At 44.2% G+C, this 18,495-nt stretch carries 17 protein-coding genes and 1 other annotated feature; of the genes, 1 reads left to right on the top strand and 16 read right to left on the bottom strand.

The genetic code is table 11. The features are described from left to right. Nucleotides 1–49: 49 nt before the first annotated feature. From mreD to valS, 9 genes are all read right to left on the bottom strand, one after another. Nucleotides 50–568 carry a rod shape-determining protein MreD gene (gene mreD / locus NSQ16_RS14165; RefSeq protein WP_004398811.1) on the bottom strand — a complete coding sequence of 173 codons (519 nt, stop codon included), beginning with the start codon at nt 566–568 and terminating at the stop codon, nt 50–52. Continuing rightward, nucleotides 565–1,437 (bottom strand): rod shape-determining protein MreC, encoded by an 873-nt coding sequence (gene mreC / locus NSQ16_RS14170; protein WP_003222609.1) that lies wholly within the window; start codon nt 1,435–1,437, stop codon nt 565–567. The genes mreD and mreC overlap by 4 nt, the downstream gene beginning before the upstream one ends. A gap of 30 nt (nt 1,438–1,467) precedes the next feature. Next, entirely contained in the window at nt 1,468–2,481 is a 1,014-nt protein-coding gene (gene mreB, locus NSQ16_RS14175; protein WP_003229650.1) for a cell shape-determining protein MreB, read from the bottom strand. Between the two features lie 91 nt (nt 2,482–2,572). Then, nucleotides 2,573–3,268: a DNA repair protein RadC gene (gene radC / locus NSQ16_RS14180; protein WP_003246034.1), complete on the bottom strand. Its 696-nt coding sequence runs from the start codon at nt 3,266–3,268 to the stop codon at nt 2,573–2,575. Nucleotides 3,269–3,304: 36 nt separating this feature from the next. Next, on the bottom strand, nt 3,305–3,874 hold the full coding sequence (locus NSQ16_RS14185) for a Maf family nucleotide pyrophosphatase (protein WP_004398496.1): 570 nt from the start codon (nt 3,872–3,874) through the stop codon (nt 3,305–3,307). A gap of 152 nt (nt 3,875–4,026) precedes the next feature. Continuing rightward, nucleotides 4,027–5,025, bottom strand: coding sequence for a stage II sporulation protein SpoIIB (spoIIB, locus tag NSQ16_RS14190; protein WP_015714459.1), 999 nt, complete (start codon nt 5,023–5,025; stop codon nt 4,027–4,029). A gap of 133 nt (nt 5,026–5,158) precedes the next feature. Next, a complete protein-coding gene (locus tag NSQ16_RS14195; RefSeq protein ID WP_072592551.1) occupies nt 5,159–5,905 on the bottom strand; it encodes an A24 family peptidase in 747 nt (248 codons plus the stop codon). A 139-nt stretch (nt 5,906–6,044) separates the two neighbouring features. Further along, a complete protein-coding gene (locus tag NSQ16_RS14200; protein WP_015714460.1) occupies nt 6,045–7,337 on the bottom strand; it encodes a folylpolyglutamate synthase/dihydrofolate synthase family protein in 1,293 nt (430 codons plus the stop codon). A 59-nt stretch (nt 7,338–7,396) separates the two neighbouring features. Continuing rightward, a complete protein-coding gene (gene valS, locus NSQ16_RS14205; protein WP_015714461.1) occupies nt 7,397–10,039 on the bottom strand; it encodes a valine--tRNA ligase in 2,643 nt (880 codons plus the stop codon). Between the two features lie 59 nt (nt 10,040–10,098). Further along, nucleotides 10,099–10,321, bottom strand: a binding site (T-box leader). A gap of 165 nt (nt 10,322–10,486) precedes the next feature. Here valS and NSQ16_RS14210 point away from each other — a divergent pair. Next, entirely contained in the window at nt 10,487–10,678 is a 192-nt protein-coding gene (locus NSQ16_RS14210) for a hypothetical protein (RefSeq protein WP_003222590.1), read from the top strand. Nucleotides 10,679–10,696: 18 nt separating this feature from the next. Here NSQ16_RS14210 and cotN read toward each other — a convergent pair whose 3' ends face one another. The 7 genes from cotN to NSQ16_RS14245 all read right to left on the bottom strand — a co-directional run bounded on the left by cotN (nt 10,697) and on the right by NSQ16_RS14245 (nt 18,488). Continuing rightward, the gene (cotN, locus tag NSQ16_RS14215; protein WP_014480462.1) at nt 10,697–11,722 is read right to left on the bottom strand and encodes a spore coat protein CotN; all 1,026 of its coding nucleotides are present in this window, start codon (nt 11,720–11,722) and stop codon (nt 10,697–10,699) included. Between the two features lie 32 nt (nt 11,723–11,754). Next, nucleotides 11,755–13,479 (bottom strand): spore coat morphogenetic protein SpoVID, encoded by a 1,725-nt coding sequence (spoVID, locus tag NSQ16_RS14220; RefSeq protein WP_015714462.1) that lies wholly within the window; start codon nt 13,477–13,479, stop codon nt 11,755–11,757. 130 nt (nt 13,480–13,609) lie between these two features. Then, nucleotides 13,610–14,902: a glutamate-1-semialdehyde 2,1-aminomutase gene (gene hemL, locus NSQ16_RS14225; protein ID WP_015384279.1), complete on the bottom strand. Its 1,293-nt coding sequence runs from the start codon at nt 14,900–14,902 to the stop codon at nt 13,610–13,612. Between the two features lie 29 nt (nt 14,903–14,931). Further along, on the bottom strand, nt 14,932–15,906 hold the full coding sequence (gene hemB / locus NSQ16_RS14230; protein WP_015251538.1) for a porphobilinogen synthase: 975 nt from the start codon (nt 15,904–15,906) through the stop codon (nt 14,932–14,934). After that, nucleotides 15,903–16,691: a uroporphyrinogen-III synthase gene (gene hemD, locus NSQ16_RS14235; protein WP_123372959.1), complete on the bottom strand. Its 789-nt coding sequence runs from the start codon at nt 16,689–16,691 to the stop codon at nt 15,903–15,905. The genes hemB and hemD overlap by 4 nt, the downstream gene beginning before the upstream one ends. Next, on the bottom strand, nt 16,681–17,625 hold the full coding sequence (gene hemC, locus NSQ16_RS14240) for a hydroxymethylbilane synthase (protein WP_015251536.1): 945 nt from the start codon (nt 17,623–17,625) through the stop codon (nt 16,681–16,683). The genes hemD and hemC overlap by 11 nt, the downstream gene beginning before the upstream one ends. Before the next feature lie 32 nt (nt 17,626–17,657). Next, nucleotides 17,658–18,488, bottom strand: coding sequence for a cytochrome c biogenesis protein (locus tag NSQ16_RS14245; RefSeq protein WP_003222575.1), 831 nt, complete (start codon nt 18,486–18,488; stop codon nt 17,658–17,660). Between the last annotated feature and the right edge of the window lie 7 nt (nt 18,489–18,495).

Consider the following 18,495-nt stretch of genomic DNA (forward strand, 5'->3'; position numbering starts at 1 on the left):
ATTCACCTCAACAACATACTCATTTCGTCAAAAAAAGATAAAATCCTTTTTACTCATCTCTCAATTCTTTCTTTAGACTCATAAAAAACAATCTAAATGGCAGAACAAGAATAAGAGCTGCTGCAATATTTAATAAAATTGTCGGTATAAACCGGTCAAGCACAAATCCGTTAAACGTCATAATGTCTTTATGAATCAAAGACTGAATGCCGAATACGTAAAATTCGAGCAGACAGACAGCCAGAACTGCTATCAATATCACTACAAATGCGTTTGTATGCAACACTTTAAACGCTTTTGAAGCCAAATAGCATAGCCCTGCAAAACCAAACATGTAAACGCCTAATAGACTTGTATAGTTCATGTCATATAGAAAGCCAAAAATAAATCCGTAAATCATCGCGTGTTTTTGGTTGATAAAAGCCGACATGAATATCAATACAAGCATCAAAAAACGCGGGGCGAGCACTTGGTCATCTGTAACGAAAGGAAAATGCACCAAATCTGTAAAAATGCTTTCCGCAGAAAAAACAAGCATCATAACGAAAGGGAGAAGGAAACGTTTCACGATCCTTCCTCCTCTGTATCGACAGTCGGCACGTCACGGTTAACAACGATCACATTATTTAAATCTGTAAGGTCAGCCGCAGGTTTTACATAAGCAACCTTCGTTAATCCATAGGAATCTGACTCGATATCAGTCACTTCACCGATTGTCAGCCCTTCTGGGAAAACACCGCCTGTCCCTGATGTTTCAATAAGATCGCCTTTTTTCACGTCTTGTTTATCTTTACGCTCAATAATTGTCATCTTAAGACGTTTTTTCTCTTTGTCATATCCTTCGATCAAGCCGTAGCCTTTGCTGCCTTTTTTTCCGGAAATTTTTGTCGCGACTCTGTTATTGCGGTCAGTATCGCTTAAAAGCTGAACAGTAGACGTAAAATTGTTAAGTCCGGAGCTTTTGATCTTGCCGATTAATGCGCCTTTTTCGTTTGTAACGGCCATATCTTTCGCTACGTTTTGCTGAGTCCCCTTGTTAATGGTGACCTGTTTCGCCCAATTATCAGGGCTTCTGGCGATGACCGTTGCTAAAATCGGCTTGTAATCTTTAATCGATTTGACATGGCCAAGCTCGTCACGCAAGGATTTGTTTTCTTCTTCAAGCTCTTGAAGCTTGGCTTCATATTGTGTCTGTCCGTCAAGTTTTTCTCTTAGACGCTCGTTTTCTTTGTATGTGTTTTTTAAATCATTGATGTTCTCAAATATTCCTGCAAAAAATTCGGCAGGCGTATGAAAAATATTTTGAAATACTCCCGTCGTATCGCCGATCACTTTCTCAGGCCAGGTGGTATTGCGGCCGCCCTTCAGCGAAAATCCAATCATAGCCACCAATATGATAATACACAGAAGTAATAGCATTAACCGCTTATTCGGCATCGTGTTACACCTCTTCTATTGAACTCCCGATTATCTAGTTTTCCCTTTGAAAAGATGGATGTGCTCCAGTGCTTTCCCTGTTCCGATCGCTACACAATCAAGCGGGTCTTCGGCGATAAGGACCGGCATTTTTGTTTCTTCGCTGATGACTTTGTCCAAATTGCGCAAAAGCGCTCCGCCGCCGGTTAACACTATACCTCTGTCCATGATATCTGCTGCAAGCTCAGGCGGTGTTTTTTCGAGTGTGCTCTTCACTGCTTCGACAATTGTAGATACAGTGTCGCGTAGAGCGTTAGAAATCTCTTTTCCTGTAATTTCAATTGTTTTCGGCAGACCTGTGAGCAAATCGCGGCCGCGGATTTCCATGTTGTCGGATTCTTCAGGAGCTTCTGCAGATCCGATTTCCATTTTAATCGCTTCAGCAGTACGGTCACCGATCATCAGATTGTACGTTTTTCTGATGTAGTTGATAATCGCGTCATCCATCTCATCACCGGCTACACGGATTGACTGAGACGTTACGATGCCTCCGAGGGAAATTATCGCAACTTCTGTCGTACCGCCCCCGATATCAACAACCATGCTTCCAGTCGGTTCCCAAACTGGCAGATTGGCCCCGATTGCTGCGGCAAAAGGCTCTTCAATCGGATACGCGTCACGCGCTCCTGCCTGTCTTGTCGCATCGATAACAGCGCGTTCTTCAACAGCTGTAATTCCTGATGGGACACATACCATTACATATGGTTTTCTGGCAAACATGCCTTTATTTTTTATGGCCTGATTGATGTAATATTTCATCATCGTCGCCGTTGTTTCATAATCAGCGATAACGCCGTCTTTCATCGGGCGAAGAGCCACCACGTTGCCCGGTGTCCGTCCAATCATATTTTTCGCATCATTTCCGACAGCGACAATCGATTTCGTATCCGTCTGCAAAGCGACAACTGACGGCTCTCTCACAACAATTCCTTTTCCTTTTACAAAAACAAGCGTATTCGCAGTTCCAAGATCTATACCAAGGTCTCTAGCACCAATTCCAAACATATGTATGTATCTTCCTTTCTTAAAGCAAAAATACCCTAAAGGGAAAAACTCATAAACTCTATTATAGCTTAATTCGACGAAAAAAAAAGTGTTACAAATATCCTTTTTCCTTTAAACTCACAAATTTTTTATCCCCGATCACCAAATGGTCAAGCAGCTCGATGCCAATCAGGTTTCCGCATTCAAACAGCCGTCTTGTCACTTCAATATCTTCCCTGCTCGGCGTCGGATCTCCAGAAGGATGATTATGAACACAGATAAAGGAAGCGGCAGATCGTTTAAACGCTTCTTTAAACACCTCTCGCGGGTGGACAATAGATGAATTCAGGCTTCCGATAAATACGGTGCGTTTATGGATGACTTGATTTTTTGTATTTAAGTATAAACAGACAAAATGCTCCTGGGTTAAAAAGCGCATATCCTCCATGACAAGATTAGCGCCGTCTTCCGGGGAGCGAATAACGAAATGTTCTTCGTTGGCTAATTTATGAATCCGGCTTCCAAGCTCCACTGCTGCCAGTATTTGAATCGCTTTTACCATACCGATTCCCGGGATGCTTGACAGCTCTTCAACCGATGCTTCCTTGAGCAGGCGCAGCCCGTCAAATGAGCGCAGCAGCCGGTTTGACAGGTCCAAAACAGATTCGTGTTTAGTCCCTGTCCGCAATAATATAGCCAAAAGTTCATGATTCGCTAAGTTCTCGGCTCCGACTTTCAGGAGCCGTTCTCTTGGCTTTTCTTTCATTGGGAAATCTTTGAGTTTTAATGGCAGATCGTGTATGACCAAGCACTCCTTTTCTTTCCCTTCCCGTTTATAGAACCGTCATGCCCTTATATCAAAATGGCGAAGAGCTCTCATTGTTTTTGATATAGGAAGGCCCATGACTGAATAGTAATCTCCGTCTATTTTCTTTACAAAAAGCGCGCCTCTTCCTTGGATGCCGTATGCACCTGCTTTATCCATCGGCTCTTTTGTTTCAATATACGTCCAAATCTCTTCTTCACTGAGGGACCAAAACGCAACTTCTGTCTTATCATAAAAAGTCTCGCTGTGATTTTCAGCTTGAATGCTGACCGCGGTTATTACTGAGTGGCTTCGGCCTGAAAGCCTCCGCAGCATAGATGCAGCTTCTTCTTGATCCTGCGGTTTGCCAAGGCATTCGCCGTCAAGGCATACCATTGTATCAGCACCGATAACGATTGCATGCGGGTGGAGATCAGCTACAGCCTTAGCTTTTTGTTTTGCCAACCATTGGACGTTTTCTTCTGGTGAAAAGTTTCGATTTAATTTTTCTTCTACTTCACTGACAATAATGGAGTAGGGCAGCTGGAGAAGATCGAGGAGTTCTTTCCTGCGCGGAGATTGTGATGCAAGTATTAGCGGTTTTGTCATGTTCGTCATCCTTTCAGGGTTTGCTTAAGAAAAAAAGATACTCGTTTATCCTACCAAATCACGAGGCTTGTCACAATTTCAGAAAAATAACTTTTTCATGACAAAATAAAAAAAGCCTGTCACTAAAGGACGAAGGCTCAGGGCACTATCTCTTATTTTACGACGGCTAACAGCTCCTGCTGAGCCTTCCACCCGGCTTCAGCACTTGGATCTTCTAATTCCTTTAAAGCCTGCAAAATCGCTTTTTTCTCTCCTGTTTCTGACGCTTTTGTTTCACCAAGCGACTTTTCTATTTTCTCTACACTCGCTTTTGTAATGTCTTCGCCGAGAATCGCCTTTGCTGCAAGCTCCGCTGTTTCCTTAAAAGAATCTGTCATATCTGACTCTATTGATAAGGAAAGCTCCTTGCCTCCCCAGGCTTCAAAATCACTGTCGATTAAAACCTGTCCTAACTGCTGTGAGACATCCTTTTCACTTGCTAAGCCTGCAATAACATACGTATACCCGTCATCCTTTGACAGTGACACGGCGGAATATCCTTTTTCGGTCAATTGTTCTGTTAACGTTTCGGCACCCTTTTCATTTGAAAATTTTCCGGCTTGTACAGCGTATGTTTTATATGTACCTTCAGTTTGCGCCGCTTGTTTTTCTGTGCCTGAAGTTTGTTTATCAGTTGAAGTATCCCCTGCTTTTGCCGTTTGGCTGCCTAGAGAATCCTCTAAAGAGGCCGGTGCTGACGCTTCTTTATTCCCCGATATGCTTAACGCGAATAGCCCTAATCCAGTGCCAATGACAGCCGCGAAGGCAATCGTCGCAGCCACTCTTTTTACTGGTTTGGCAGTCCCGGTCTTTCCTTTTGCATAAGACTTTGTTTTTTTCTTTTGATAAGGAGGAACAACTTTAGGGTCCTCTTTAAACACCTTGTCTTCCTCTGAATCCCAATTGAATTCATCTTCATCAGGATGTTCCTGGGATGCCGCAACCTCTTGTTCTGCCTGTCTTTTTTCCTCCCAATTTGAAAATGTCATGCTTTTATCCGCCTCTGTCTCAGGCGTCTCTTGTTCGTAAACCGTCTCTTCTTTTCCATTAATCGTCACCTTGAGGGCTTTTTCTGCGGCTTTACTGTTTTTTTTATTCTTTCTTTTTTTCAATTCCGCTTCCTCCCTTCATTTGCTTGACCGTTCTTGTCGGCTTTTCATGCTACACACTTTAGCACAGGCAAAGAAAAAAAGAACAAGACTTTTGTCGCCTTGTCCAAAAAACGTTCGTCAAATTTTTCAGCAGTCAGCCCAATGCCATTTTGATATAAAAAGAAATGATAGAGTCACCGTATAAATAGGCTAAAATGCTCCCTGCGGCTATAGCGGGGGCAAAGGGAAGCGGCTGCCTTTTAGCGAGTCTACCAGTCAGAACGGCTGCCGCTCCATATAATGCACCTATCAAAACAGAAAAGAAAAAGGCAGCTGCCAGCATTTTCACACCAAGCACAAAGCCAATCACCGCAAATAATTTAATATCTCCTCCCCCTACTCCCCCATGGGTGATTGCGGCAATTACAGCCAGAAATAGAAATCCGGCTGCCGCACCTAACAGGCCTGCATACCAGGAATCAAGCGGAGAAATCAATCTCGCGGCCGCCAAAAAGGGAAGAAAGAAAATCAATATACGATTTGGAATCAGCATAAAATGAATATCTGTCACTGCAACAATAATGAGAAGAGAGATAAACACCACAGCGGGAAACAGTTCCAGCGACGTGCCAAAGCGTATTCCTGCGGCGGCAAATAAACACGCTGTCACAAGCTCTGCTGCGGGATACATAAAAGAAATCCTATGCCCGCAGCTTTTACATTTACCTTTTTGAAATAGGAATGACAGGATGGGAATTAATTCTGCAGGAGTTAATGTCCGCCGGCAAAACGGGCATGATGAACGGGGCGCAATAATAGATAGATGTAAGGGGATACGGCACCCGGCCGTATAGTAAAAAGAACCAAGGATAAGTCCGAAGATAAAAAGAATGGATAGCATAGACAACACACCTTTACTCATTGAGTTCTGGTATGGATTGTAGCAAAAGGGACATCCTGAGCTCCAATTGGGAATATTCAATTTTACACATGAAAAAAACGGCAGAATCTTTTTTTGATTCTGCCGGAGCCGGATGCTTTTATTTCAACCTTTTTCGAATGTCAGAAATAAAGTAAAGAGATCCGGTAATCAGCATAATTTCATTTGAGCCCTTTTTGCTTTCTATGAATTTGATCACATCGTCTGGATCTTCACTCCAGCTTTTATTGCTGATTTCACTTGCATCATAGAGATCTTTTGCAAGAGAAGCACGCGGGAAATCAAAAGAAGCAAAATGAATCGCATGAGCAATGGTTTCCAGTCTTTTAATCATGTTCTGATACGGTTTGTCCTTTAACGCGCTAAACACCACAGAAATGCGTGAATTGGCGAAACGCTGCTTCATCGTTTCCACCAGCTTTTCAACACCTTCTTCGTTATGCGCACCGTCTAAATATACCGGAGGATGTTCCTGAACAAGCTCTAACCGTCCCGGCCAAGCAGCCTTCACAAGCCCGCTCCTTAACGCTTCGTCACTGATATGGGCGATATTCTCCTTATTGAGCCACTCCGCAGCCAAAATGGACAAAGCAGCATTTTGTCTTTGATGGGTGCCAATCAGAGATGTCCGAATATCTTCATAGCATTTCTCTTCCGTTTTGAATGAAAACTGTTCTCCTGCAGGCAGAGCCTCTTCATTGAAAATAACACATGCATCATGCAATGACTGGAACGGCGCAGCATGCCGTTCGGCTTCATGGCGGATGACCTGTAAAGCTTCCGGCTGGGTAACTGCTGTAACGATTGGAATACCTTCTTTAATAATACCGGCCTTTTCTCCTGCAATTTCTTCAATGGTGTTTCCCAAAATGTTCATATGATCGTGTCCGATGCTTGTAATCACAGTTAAGAGCGGTTCAACCACATTAGTAGAATCGAATCTACCGCCCAGACCTGTTTCAAAAATAACAAAATCGACCTTATGAAACCCTGCAAAATATAAAAATGCACAAGCTGTCATAATTTCAAATTCTGTCGGCTGTCCGTATTCCGTTTGATCAAGGGCTTCAACGTGCGGTTTCATTTGATTGACGAGTGCTGTCCATTCCTCATCTGAAATCGGTATCCCGTTTACGCTGATCCGTTCATTAAACGTAATAATATAAGGCGATGTAAATGTTCCAACCGTATATCCGGCTTCCTGCAGCATAGAACGGATAAAAGCGACAGTTGATCCTTTACCGTTTGTTCCTGCAACGTGGAACGCTCGGATTTTTTTTTCAGGATGTCCTAACCGCGCCATCAGCTGTTTCATTCGGCCAAGTCCGGGCTTCACCCCGAATTTCAGCCTCCCGTGAATCCAGCTGCGCGCATCTTGATATGCAGTAAACAATGATAATCCCCTCTTTTATAAGACAAGGCGGTTTCTCTAGAAACCGCCCCGGCTTTTCATTAACCCTTCAGCTCAGCCATTCGTTTTTGAACAGCGTCACGCTTCGCCACATAATCTTTTTCTTTTTCACGTTCTTCATCAATTACGTGTGCAGGCGCTTTTTTCATAAATCCTTCATTTCCAAGTTTCTTTTGGACACGCTCAACTTCTTTTGTCAGTTTATCAAATTCTTTTTGCAGACGGGCAATTTCTTCATGGATATTGATTAAGCCTTCAAGCGGAAGAATAACCTCTGCTCCTGAGACAACGGCCGTCATCGCCTTATCAACAGCCTCAATATCGGTGCCGATTTTAAGCACGCTCGGATTCGTAAAGCGTTCAACATATGAACGGTTCGCTTCGAGGCGGGCTGCTATTTCGTCTGTGCTTGTTTTAATGTACAGTTCAACCTGCTTGCTCATTGGCGTATTGACTTCACTGCGGATATTGCGCACAGAACGGATCAGCTCAACAAGAAGCTTCATGTCAGCTGCCGCTTCAGTATCGGTATGCTCCGGCACTACTACAGGCCATTGACTTACTGTAATCGATTCCCCTTGGTGAGGAAGGTGCTGCCAAATTTCCTCCGTTAAGAATGGCATAAACGGATGGAGCAGACGCATCGTTTGATCAAGTACGTAAGCAAGGATGGAACGGGTAGTTTTCTTAGCCGCTTCGTCTTCCCCATAAAGCGGAAGCTTCGCCATTTCAATATACCAATCACAGAAATCGTCCCAAATAAAGTTATATAAATGGCGTCCTACTTCACCAAATTCATATCGGTCAGCAAGCTGGGTCACGTGCTCGATCGTTTCATTTAATCGCGTTAAAATCCACTTGTCAGCGACTGATTTTTCGCCTGACAGATCAAGCTCATCGTACGTCATGCCATCCATATTCATTAATGCAAAACGGGAGGCGTTCCAAATTTTATTGGCAAAATTCCAGGTCGATTCCACTTTTTCATAGCTGAAGCGCAGATCCTGGCCAGGAGAGCTTCCAGTCGCAAGGAAATAACGCAGAGAATCGGCTCCGTACTTGTCAATCACATCCATCGGGTCGACACCGTTGCCAAGAGATTTACTCATTTTCCGGCCTTGCTCGTCACGGATTAAGCCGTGGATTAAAACATCTTTGAACGGGCGCTCGCCTGTAAATTCAATGCCTTGGAAAATCATGCGTGATACCCAGAAGAAAATGATATCGTACCCTGTCACGAGAACATCTGTCGGATAGTAGCGTTTAAAGTCTTCAGCCGTTACATCAGGCCAGCCCATTGTGGAGAAAGGCCATAGCGCAGAACTGAACCATGTATCCAGTACGTCTGTATCCTGTTCCCAATTTTCGCTGTCTTCCGGCGCTTCAAGCCCGACATATAGCTCGCCTGTTTCTTTATGATACCAGGCAGGAATACGATGGCCCCACCACAATTGACGGGAGATACACCAGTCGCGGATGTTTTCCATCCAGTGTAAATACGTTTTTTCGAAACGGTCAGGCACAAAGTTGACCTTTTCTTCTTTCTTTTGCAGCTCAATCGCTGCATCAGCAAGCGGCTGCATGCGCACAAACCATTGTGTAGAAAGATAAGGCTCCACAACAGCCCCGCTTCGTTCACTATGGCCGACAGAGTGCATATGATCCTCGATCTTGAAGAGAACTCCCGCCTCCTGTAAATCTTTCACGAGCTTTTTGCGGCATTCAAAACGATCCATACCTTGATATTGGAGCGCATTTTCATTCATCGTGCCATCTTCATTCATGACAAGGATGCGTTCTAAATTGTGGCGGTTGCCAAGCTCGAAGTCGTTCGGATCATGAGCAGGCGTAATTTTCACGGCACCTGAACCAAATTCCATATCAACATAGTCATCACCGACAATCGGAATTTCACGATTTACAATCGGCAGGATCACCGTTTTTCCGATAAGGTGTTTATAGCGCTCGTCTTCAGGGTGAACGGCAACAGCTGTATCACCGAGCATTGTTTCAGGACGTGTCGTCGCAATTTCAATTGAGCCTGAACCGTCAGCAAGCGGATAGCTCATATGATAGAATGCGCCTTGAACATCCTTGTAAATCACCTCAATGTCGGATAGGGCTGTTTTTGTCGCTGGGTCCCAGTTAATAATATATTCGCCTCTGTAGATCAGGCCTTTTTCATAAAGCTTAACGAATACTTCCCTTACCGCTTTGCTCAAGCCTTCATCCAGCGTAAAACGTTCACGGGAATAATCTAGGCCAAGACCTAATTTCGCCCACTGGCTGCGAATAAAGTCAGCATATTCTTCCTTCCACTTCCACGTTTCTTCGAGGAATTTTTCACGGCCTAAATCGTAGCGGGGTTTGCCTTCTTCACGAAGTTTTGCCTCTACTTTAGCCTGTGTCGCGATGCCGGCGTGGTCCATGCCAGGAAGCCACAGCACATCATAGCCCTGCATGCGTTTCATTCTCGTTACAATGTCTTGCAGCGTTGTGTCCCATGCGTGGCCAAGGTGAAGTCTTCCTGTTACGTTTGGCGGCGGGATGACAACAGAGTATGGCTCTTTTGTCTGGTCACTGCCCGCTTCAAAAAATTTGCCTTTTAGCCAAAAATCATATCGGTCTTTTTCAACCGCTGCCGGATCATATTTCGTCGGCATTGTTTGTTCATTCGTTTCCATCATAACCCTCCAGCATGTTTAAAAATGGCTGAGAACGAAAAAAGAGCTCTTCATCCCTGTAAAAGGACGAAAAGCTCTTTCGCGGTACCACCTTTTTTCATGAACTCTATCAGTTCATGCACTTATAACGGATAACGGGTGTTTCCCGAATTTCTCTACTCTTCTTTCAAGAAATTATGCTCCCGGGCGACCTTCCAATCAGACAACATAAGAAGCCTTTCAGCAAACGGCTTCTCTCTCTGCATGCGCCTTTTTTGTACTCTTCCCGTTCTAAGCAGGTGTATTTATCAGCTCATTGTATACATTATTTATGTTCTTTATTATAGTAAAAGTGTTTTTGATTCGTCAATCATCTTTTCCAAAAACACCGCTTTCTATACAGATGGGCAGGCACCTATTGCCCAAGTTTACATATGATGCTTGTAAATGCGTAGAGGAGGATGCACCGTGAAGAAACGTTTCAGCTCTTATTCACTGCCGCCATGGGTAAGGCAAATTCGGCTTGTATCCGCACAAGTGATTATTCCCATTACGATTTTTCAAGGAATCAGAACCATTTTCTTTCCGACAACCTTTGATGTTTTGCTGCTCGCAATCCTAATCTTTTTAGCTTGCGCCCTTCATTTAGAATGGATATAAACAAACAAGTCCGCGCCATTAAGACGTGGACTCGTTTTCAGCCTGAAATTTTTTCTCTTGTTCAATCTGATGAATTTTCATCACAAACGGCTCTATGTTTTTCATTTGCCAATAAGCCTTTAATAATTGTGTACATTCCTCTTTTTCATGCTGTCTTTTCCCAGTTTGATAACCGTTCAGCACCTTGTACATGGCTGCCGGATATGCCATATAGCTGAGAAAAAGACTGACTTCCGCTTCACGCAAAGGGAATGATTTCGTATATCCATAAAACCATTCGACGCATTCCGGACAAGCTTTCGGAAAGCCTCTGAACATTTTTGTATAAAAGCCGAGCAGGTCGTTTTGCGGCGGACCGACAGATGCTCTTTCGAAGTTTGTAAAATATCCGGTCCCGGCATCATTATACAGAAAATGGTGTATAGACAGGCTGCCGTGGTTCATTACAACCCTTGAAACGTCCTTTTCCTTTGCGGACTCATACCAGTCCTCCAGCCGTTCCAGCGCAAAGTTCACCGCGGAAATGGTTTCAGAAAAATAGGTTATGGCCTGGAGTTCAAAGGGAGAAAGGTACCATTCCTTCTCCGCTCTATCCACAAACTGCTCATAGAAAATTTTATCTTGTTCCCACTTTTTTTTCGTTTGCCCGTAATAACGTTCAATCTCATCACGTCTAACCTTTAGTTCCTGTGCAGTTCTCTCGTGAAGACGGGCTGTTTCTCTAAATAAATAAGCATGTTTCTGATCCCGTTCTTCCTCTTGGTCAAATTGGAGCCAAGGCATTAAATAGTAGGTATCTCCGTATTGTATGCCTGCTGAGAAAAACTCACCGCTATTTGTTCTGTAAACGGGAACGAATGAACGAAAGCCTTTTTCCTCAATCGCCACCATATGATCTGTAAAATGCTTGCCGCGACCCTCTTTCAATTTTTTCAGGGCAAATATGCCGTAGTCTGTATACACTTTCCAAACAAGAGGACTGACAGGCTCAATAAATTGAGCAGTCAGTCCGTATTCCTGAAGAACCGATTGGGTATCTTCCATTTCATTCACCACATTTTCCGATCACTTACGGTTTACGCATGGCTATTTTTATATTGAGGAATATAGAGAATCTGTCCTGCTTTTAATTCATCATCCAAGGCTAAAGAATTCATCCTGATCAGCTGCTGGGATGTAATTTCATACCGTTCGCATAAACGCTCGATCGTATCTTCCTGCTGCACAATACAAATTTTCATTCTCGAAAACTCATCCGCTTCTTTTGTAAAGAGTTTTGTTAAATAAAGAGAATTATCACTTTCCTTTGTTTGAGGTTCCTTCGTTTCAGCAGCAGGAGCAACCCTAGGAACAGCATCCGTTTCCTTCCTTTCAGTCTCAGAAGATTCAGGCAGCTGGAAGGATTGAAAAGGTGTTTCTTCCTTAGGCTCTTCAGGTGATGGTGTTTTTCTCACTTCAATTTCGAAGCTCTCTTCCTCTTGTTCTTCCTCCTCCAGCAGCTTAGGCGCTGAATAAAAAGAATCCTCCTCTTCTTGTTCAGGCAGGAAGGTACGGTATGCCGGTTCAGGCAATTCTTCTTGAGATGCCTCCTCCGAGCTTGTTTTTTGATTGAAATGGAAATGTAAATCGGCTTTGTCATTCTCCACATATGCAGCTGAAGCTGTTTCTCTGCTATCTTCTATGGAGAGAGCAGCCTCTGATACACTCTCCAAAGCTTCATCCACTTCCGCCTCTTCTTGGCAAAGCGCAGGATCAGCCTGATCCGATTGAGCTGCTTCTTCATTTTGAGCCTCTTGGCGCAGCGCATATTCATGATTAGGAGACACTGTTGTTTCCTCTTTTTCCTTTGCAATCACAGTCTCTGAATGAAGCTCAGCTTCCAAAGCAGGCGATTCTTCTGCTCCAGCGTGTTCACGAGGCTCAGTCTCTGCTGAAGAGTCTGCTTCTTCACGAACATCCGCTATTGCAGCTGCCGGCTCAGCCGTTTCTTTTTTTGCTTTAACGATCTCTTGAATCTCTATTTCTGAAGGATCAGGTTCTGGCTCAGATTCTTCTGTTTCCGATTCAGCACGAACCTCCTTTTCCGCAGCAAGCTCTTCTGACTCTTCTTCCTCTTTCACATCTTCTCTGGCCTCTGGATCTGAAGCAACCGATTCAGGCGGCTCAGATTCTGCTTTTTCTGTCTCCAGTTCTTCACGGAGCCCCGCTTTCGAGATAAAAAGTTCTGGCGGTTCGGCTGGCGGTTCATGCTGAAGAACTGCTTCCTCTGCCGATGATGCACCCGGTTCTTCTACTACACTATGTGCCGGCGGCTCTGAAAGCTCTTCCTCCCTGAATGCCGCAGGAGCTTCATATAAAGGTATCTCCGGCTCTTTGTCTTGCGTATCGTCCAAAAGCCCTTCGATCGCTAAATCAGCTTGAATTGTTAAAATGCGCGAATCCGTCAATTGATAGTCAAATGCGTCAATAAAGACGAAGACATCCTGTAAATGGCTCACTTTATTTTTCGGAATGGTAATATCCACAGGAAAACAGTGAGTCAGTTCCGCACTTCCATCCTCTCTCTTTCTGACTTGTTCAACAAACCGCTTATCTGTATAAATCTCTTCGGTATGTTTGTTTTGATCTATGTTGTACTCACCTGTAAGTTCAAGCGATCCTATGATTGATACATAATCATTTACTTCCTGAACCCTAATATCAGGATCTAATGAAATAGAAAGCAGTTCAGAAACTTCCTGTCCTTTTTGGAAACAGATCGATTCTTCTACAGAAAATTGCAATCGATGATTTTGCGGCAAGTTCATATCCTCCTTTCATCTAATCCTTAAAATTAGATGTCACTAAAGGTGTATGTATGAACTGGAGAAAATATGAGTGGGAGAGCACGAAAAAACCGGCACAAGGAGTCCTTGATACCGGTTTTCACTCTTATCTGCGGCTGATCTCGGCAAATACTTTCTCAGCTGCCTGGATTGTGTTTTCAATATCTTCATCAGTATGGGCCGTTGAGAGGAAAAGACCTTCGAATTGTGATGGCGGAAGGAATACCCCTTCATTTGCCATCCCTTTATAATAGCTTGCGAACAGCTTCAAATCAGATGATTTCGCTGTTTCATAATTAATGACTGGTTCGTTTGTAAAGAAGAAACCGATCATCGAACCTGCACGGTTAAAGGTATGCGGAATGCCATGAGCCTCGGCGGCTTTTGAAATTCCTTCTTCCAGTCTGTCGCCTTTTTTGATGAAATTCTTGTAGGAATCAGGTGTCAGCTGTTTCAATGTCTCTAAGCCAGCCGTCATCGCAAGCGGGTTGCCTGACAATGTACCAGCTTGATAGATCGGGCCGCTTGGAGCGATCTGCTCCATGATTTCTGCCTTTCCGCCATAAGCGCCGACAGGAAGTCCGCCCCCGATTACTTTTCCTAAACAAGTCAGATCAGGCGTTACGCCGAAGTAGCCTTGAGCGCAGTTATAATCGACCCGGAAGCCAGTCATCACTTCATCAAAAATCAGCAGGGAGCCGTACTGCTCAGTGATATCACGCAGACCCTGCAGGAAACCTTCTTGCGGCGGAACAACACCCATATTTCCGGCAACTGGCTCTACAATGACTCCAGCAATGTCTTCACCGAATTGCTGGAAAGCAAGCTTTACACTTTCTAAATCATTGTACGGAACGGTGATGGTGTTTTTCGCAATGCCTTCAGGCACCCCCGGGCTGTCAGGCAGACCGAGAGTGGCAACACCTGAACCAGCTTTAATCAAGAGAGAATCGCCGTGTCCGTGGTAGCAGCCCTCAAATTTTAAAATCTTGTTGCGGCCCGTATAGCCCCTTGCCAAACGGAGGGCACTCATTGTAGCCTCTGTTCCGGAGCTTACCATTCGTACAATTTCTACAGATGGCACACGATCAATGACGAGCTTAGCCAGTTCATTTTCTACTTCAGTCGGAGCACCGAAGCTTGTCCCGTATTCAGCCACTTTTTTGAGGCTTTCTACGACGCGGTCATTTGTATGCCCTAAAATTAAAGGCCCCCATGACAAGACGTAGTCAATATATTCATTCCCGTCAATATCAAAGATTTTCGAGCCTTTTCCGCGCTCCATAAAAATCGGGTCCATGTCTACCGATTTAAATGCGCGAACGGGACTGTTCACACCGCCCGGCATGAGTTTTTGCGCTTCTTTAAAAGCCGTTTTTGATTTTTCATAGCTTCTCATCTGCCTCAACTCCTGTCAACTGAATAAAATTACTCCGCAAGCCATTTCGCTGCGTCTTTCGCATGATACGTAATAATCAGGTCGGCACCCGCGCGCTTCATGCTTGTCAAAATTTCCAACACAATTTCTTTTTCTTTGATCCAGCCGTTCTGCGCTGCAGCCTTCACCATTGAATACTCTCCGCTTACATTATAAGCGACGAGCGGCAAAGTAAACTCATTTTTTACGTCACGCATGATATCCATATAAGAAAGCGAAGGTTTGACAATCAAAAAGTCCGCGCCTTCCTCGACATCTGATTGTGCTTCGCGGAGTGCCTCCATACGGTTGGCAGGGTCCATCTGATATGTTTTGCGGTCTCCGAATTGCGGTGTGCTGTTTGCTGCATCACGGAACGGACCGTAAAACTCACTAGAATATTTCACAGCGTAAGACATGATGGGAATATTGACGAATCCTTCTTTATCAAGCGCTTCTCTGATCACTGTAACAAATCCGTCCATCATGTTTGATGGCGCAATGATATCCGCACCTGCTTTTGCTTGGCTGACAGCTGTCTGCGCCAAAAGCTCCAGCGATTCATCATTGAGGATGACCCCGTCTTTGACAAGTCCGCAATGGCCGTGGTCTGTATATTCGCACAGGCACGTGTCAGCGACAACAACCATTTCAGGGAAGTGTTTTTTAATTTCTGTGATGGCTTTTTGGACAATTCCGTGATCATGGTACGCTTGTGTTCCGCAATCATCTTTTTCTTCTGGGATGCCGAAGACGATAACAGATTGAATGCCCAGTTTGACCAGCTCCGCTACTTCATCCTTCAATAAATCTAATGATACATGGTAAACATCAGGCATTGACGGAACAGCTTTTTTGCCTTCCAGCCCTTCAACGACAAAAATCGGATAAATAAAATCTGATGGATGCAAACGTGTTTCCTTTACCATTTCTCTCATTGCTTTTGATGTCCGCAGGCGGCGGTGTCTATTAAATGATTGACTCATATTCTCTCTTCCTCTCTTGACATGCTGCACATTAACTCAAGCATGCCATCTATTGTAAATGTATCAGGCGTATGCGATGTGATGCCGTACGTCAGAAGGGCATCATTTGTTAAAGGTCCAATGCTGATACAGGCCGTCCCATTCGCCTTCCACTTTTTTAATTCTTCTCCCAAGACATGCATAAACGTATGTACGGTTGATGAACTCGTAAATGTTACATAGTCAAAGGAATATTGACCCGCAGCGTCTTTCAGTGCCTCAATGCCTTCTTCATCCGGAATCGTTTCGTAGAGAACCCATTCCTTTACTTCAAAACCGAGCGGGACAAGCTCTTGTTTTATCACATCACGTGACAAATTCCCTTTCATCACGGTAATGGGCTCCCCCGGTTCAGCATGCTGCTTAAGAGCGGCAGCCAATTGTTCAGCAATATACTCCTGTGGCATCACATCAACCGATACGTTATGCGTTTTTAAACGGCGGGCGGTTTTTTCACCGACGGCTGCAATTTTTTTATGCGCAGGGAGAATAAGCTGATTTTCCTTCAGATAAGAAAAAAAGAAGTCTGCCCCATTCACACTTGTAAAAACAAGCCAGCCTGGCGCGGCAAGATCCTCTCTTACCTGTTCCGCAACATCATTCGGCAAAGCGCGGCGAAACGTAATCAAAGAGGTTAAAACCGCTTTACCGCCAAGCGCCTCCACTTTTTGCTGAAATGATGTTGCCTGTGCCTTATTCCGGGTGACAAGCACTGTTTTTCCTTTCAACGGAAAATCATTTTCCATCCTCATCAAGCTCCCGTTTTACACGATCAATTAAATCTTTTGCTCCTTTGTCAGCCATAAGAGCGGCACAGCGCTTTCCTACTTCCTCAGGATCGTTTCCGGTGACGGTTTCTTTAAAAATGATTTTGCCGTCAGGTGAAGCGACAAGACCTGTCATTTCAATTTCATCCTGTCCATTTAACACGGAGTAGCCCGCGATCGGAACCTGGCAGCCGCCCTCCATCGCGTTTAAAAAAGCACGTTCCGCTAAGACAGTCCGTTTTGTATATTCATCTGTAAACTGAGAAAACAACGCCAACAGCTCTTCATCCGATTCTCGGCACTCAATCGCCAGTGCTCCCTGCCCCACAGCAGGCAAACAGCGCTCAGGCTCAAGGAATTCGGTTACGACATCTTGCTTCCACCCCATTCTAGAAAGTCCGGCAGCCGCTAAAATAATCGCGTCATAATCCTCTGTTTCCAGCTTTTGAAGTCTTGTATCTATATTACCTCTAATCCATTTAATTGTAAGGTCAGGGCGCTCAATCAAAAGCTGTGCGCTTCTTCTTAAACTGCTTGTGCCAATGACAGCACCTTCCTTCATTTCTGAAAGCTTTACGCGATTCTTTGAAATAAGGGCATCACGCGGGTCCTCCCGTTCAGGAATACAGCCGATCACAAGGCCTTCAGGCAAAACAGCAGGCATGTCCTTCATGCTGTGCACCGCCATATCAATCTCTTCGTTTAAAAGCGCCTGTTCAATTTCTTTGACAAAAAGCCCTTTTCCACCCACTTTTGAGAGTGTAACATCGACAATCCGGTCGCCCTTTGTCACGATCTCTTTAATTTCAAAAGCAAACGAAGGATTGATTTCCTTCAGTTTTTGAATAACCCATTTTGTTTGAGTCATAGCGAGTTTGCTTCGTCTGGAACCTACTTTAATCGTTCTCATCATTTCTTTCCTCCCGAATCTGCTTGGGACATCGTTTAACTGAACCAATGGAATTGCGACAGGCTTCCAAGCAGGAAATAATTGATCATCAGCACCAGAAAACAAGCCGTATTCCACAGTGCAGCGACCTTTCCTTGCAGCTCTTTAATCAGCCTGATATAAAGATAATAGCTGTACAGCAGCAGGACGACAAACGAACCAAGCACTTTGGCGTCAAACCAATACAGCGTTTCTAGTGAGACATATGCCCATATGACGCCGAGAATCAAACTCAGCAGCAGCATCGGAACCCCGATGACATTTAAAACATACGCCATATAATCAAGCTTAGATAAATCTTCTATTCTCAACAGCCATTTTCCCCACTTTTTCTTTTTCAGCAGATGATATTGAAACATATATAGCACAGAAAAAACGAAAGAAAGGGAAAAAGCGCCGTATGAAAGAATCGCCATTGTAATATGAATCACCAAAAGCTCGGATACAAGCTGCCCGGAAAAAGCAGCTGACTGCTGCTCTGTCGGTGAAAATGTGTGAATGGCGATCATAGAAAATCCTATAACATTTGTAAAAAACACGATAAAGTCAACACGTAAAAGCTTTGTCAGTACAAGTGACAGCGTGACAAGCACCCAGGCATAAAAATAAAGCGCCTCTGTCACATTTAATACCGGAAACCGCCCCGTCACCCACATAAAATAGGCCAAATACACGGTTTGCAGAGTCCAGACAATAGAAAGCAACCAGAAGGCCATTTTTCCAGCCTTCCGGTTGTGTTGAAGAAAATCTATAAAATAAAAGAGTACACTTAACGCGTAAATGACGATTGTCCCCTCATTAAGTCTTGCCATTGCAGTATCAATCATTCAGCTT

This window comes from Bacillus sp. PS108 (assembly GCF_037963335.1).
Classification (GTDB): Bacteria; Bacillota; Bacilli; order Bacillales; family Bacillaceae; genus Bacillus; species Bacillus subtilis.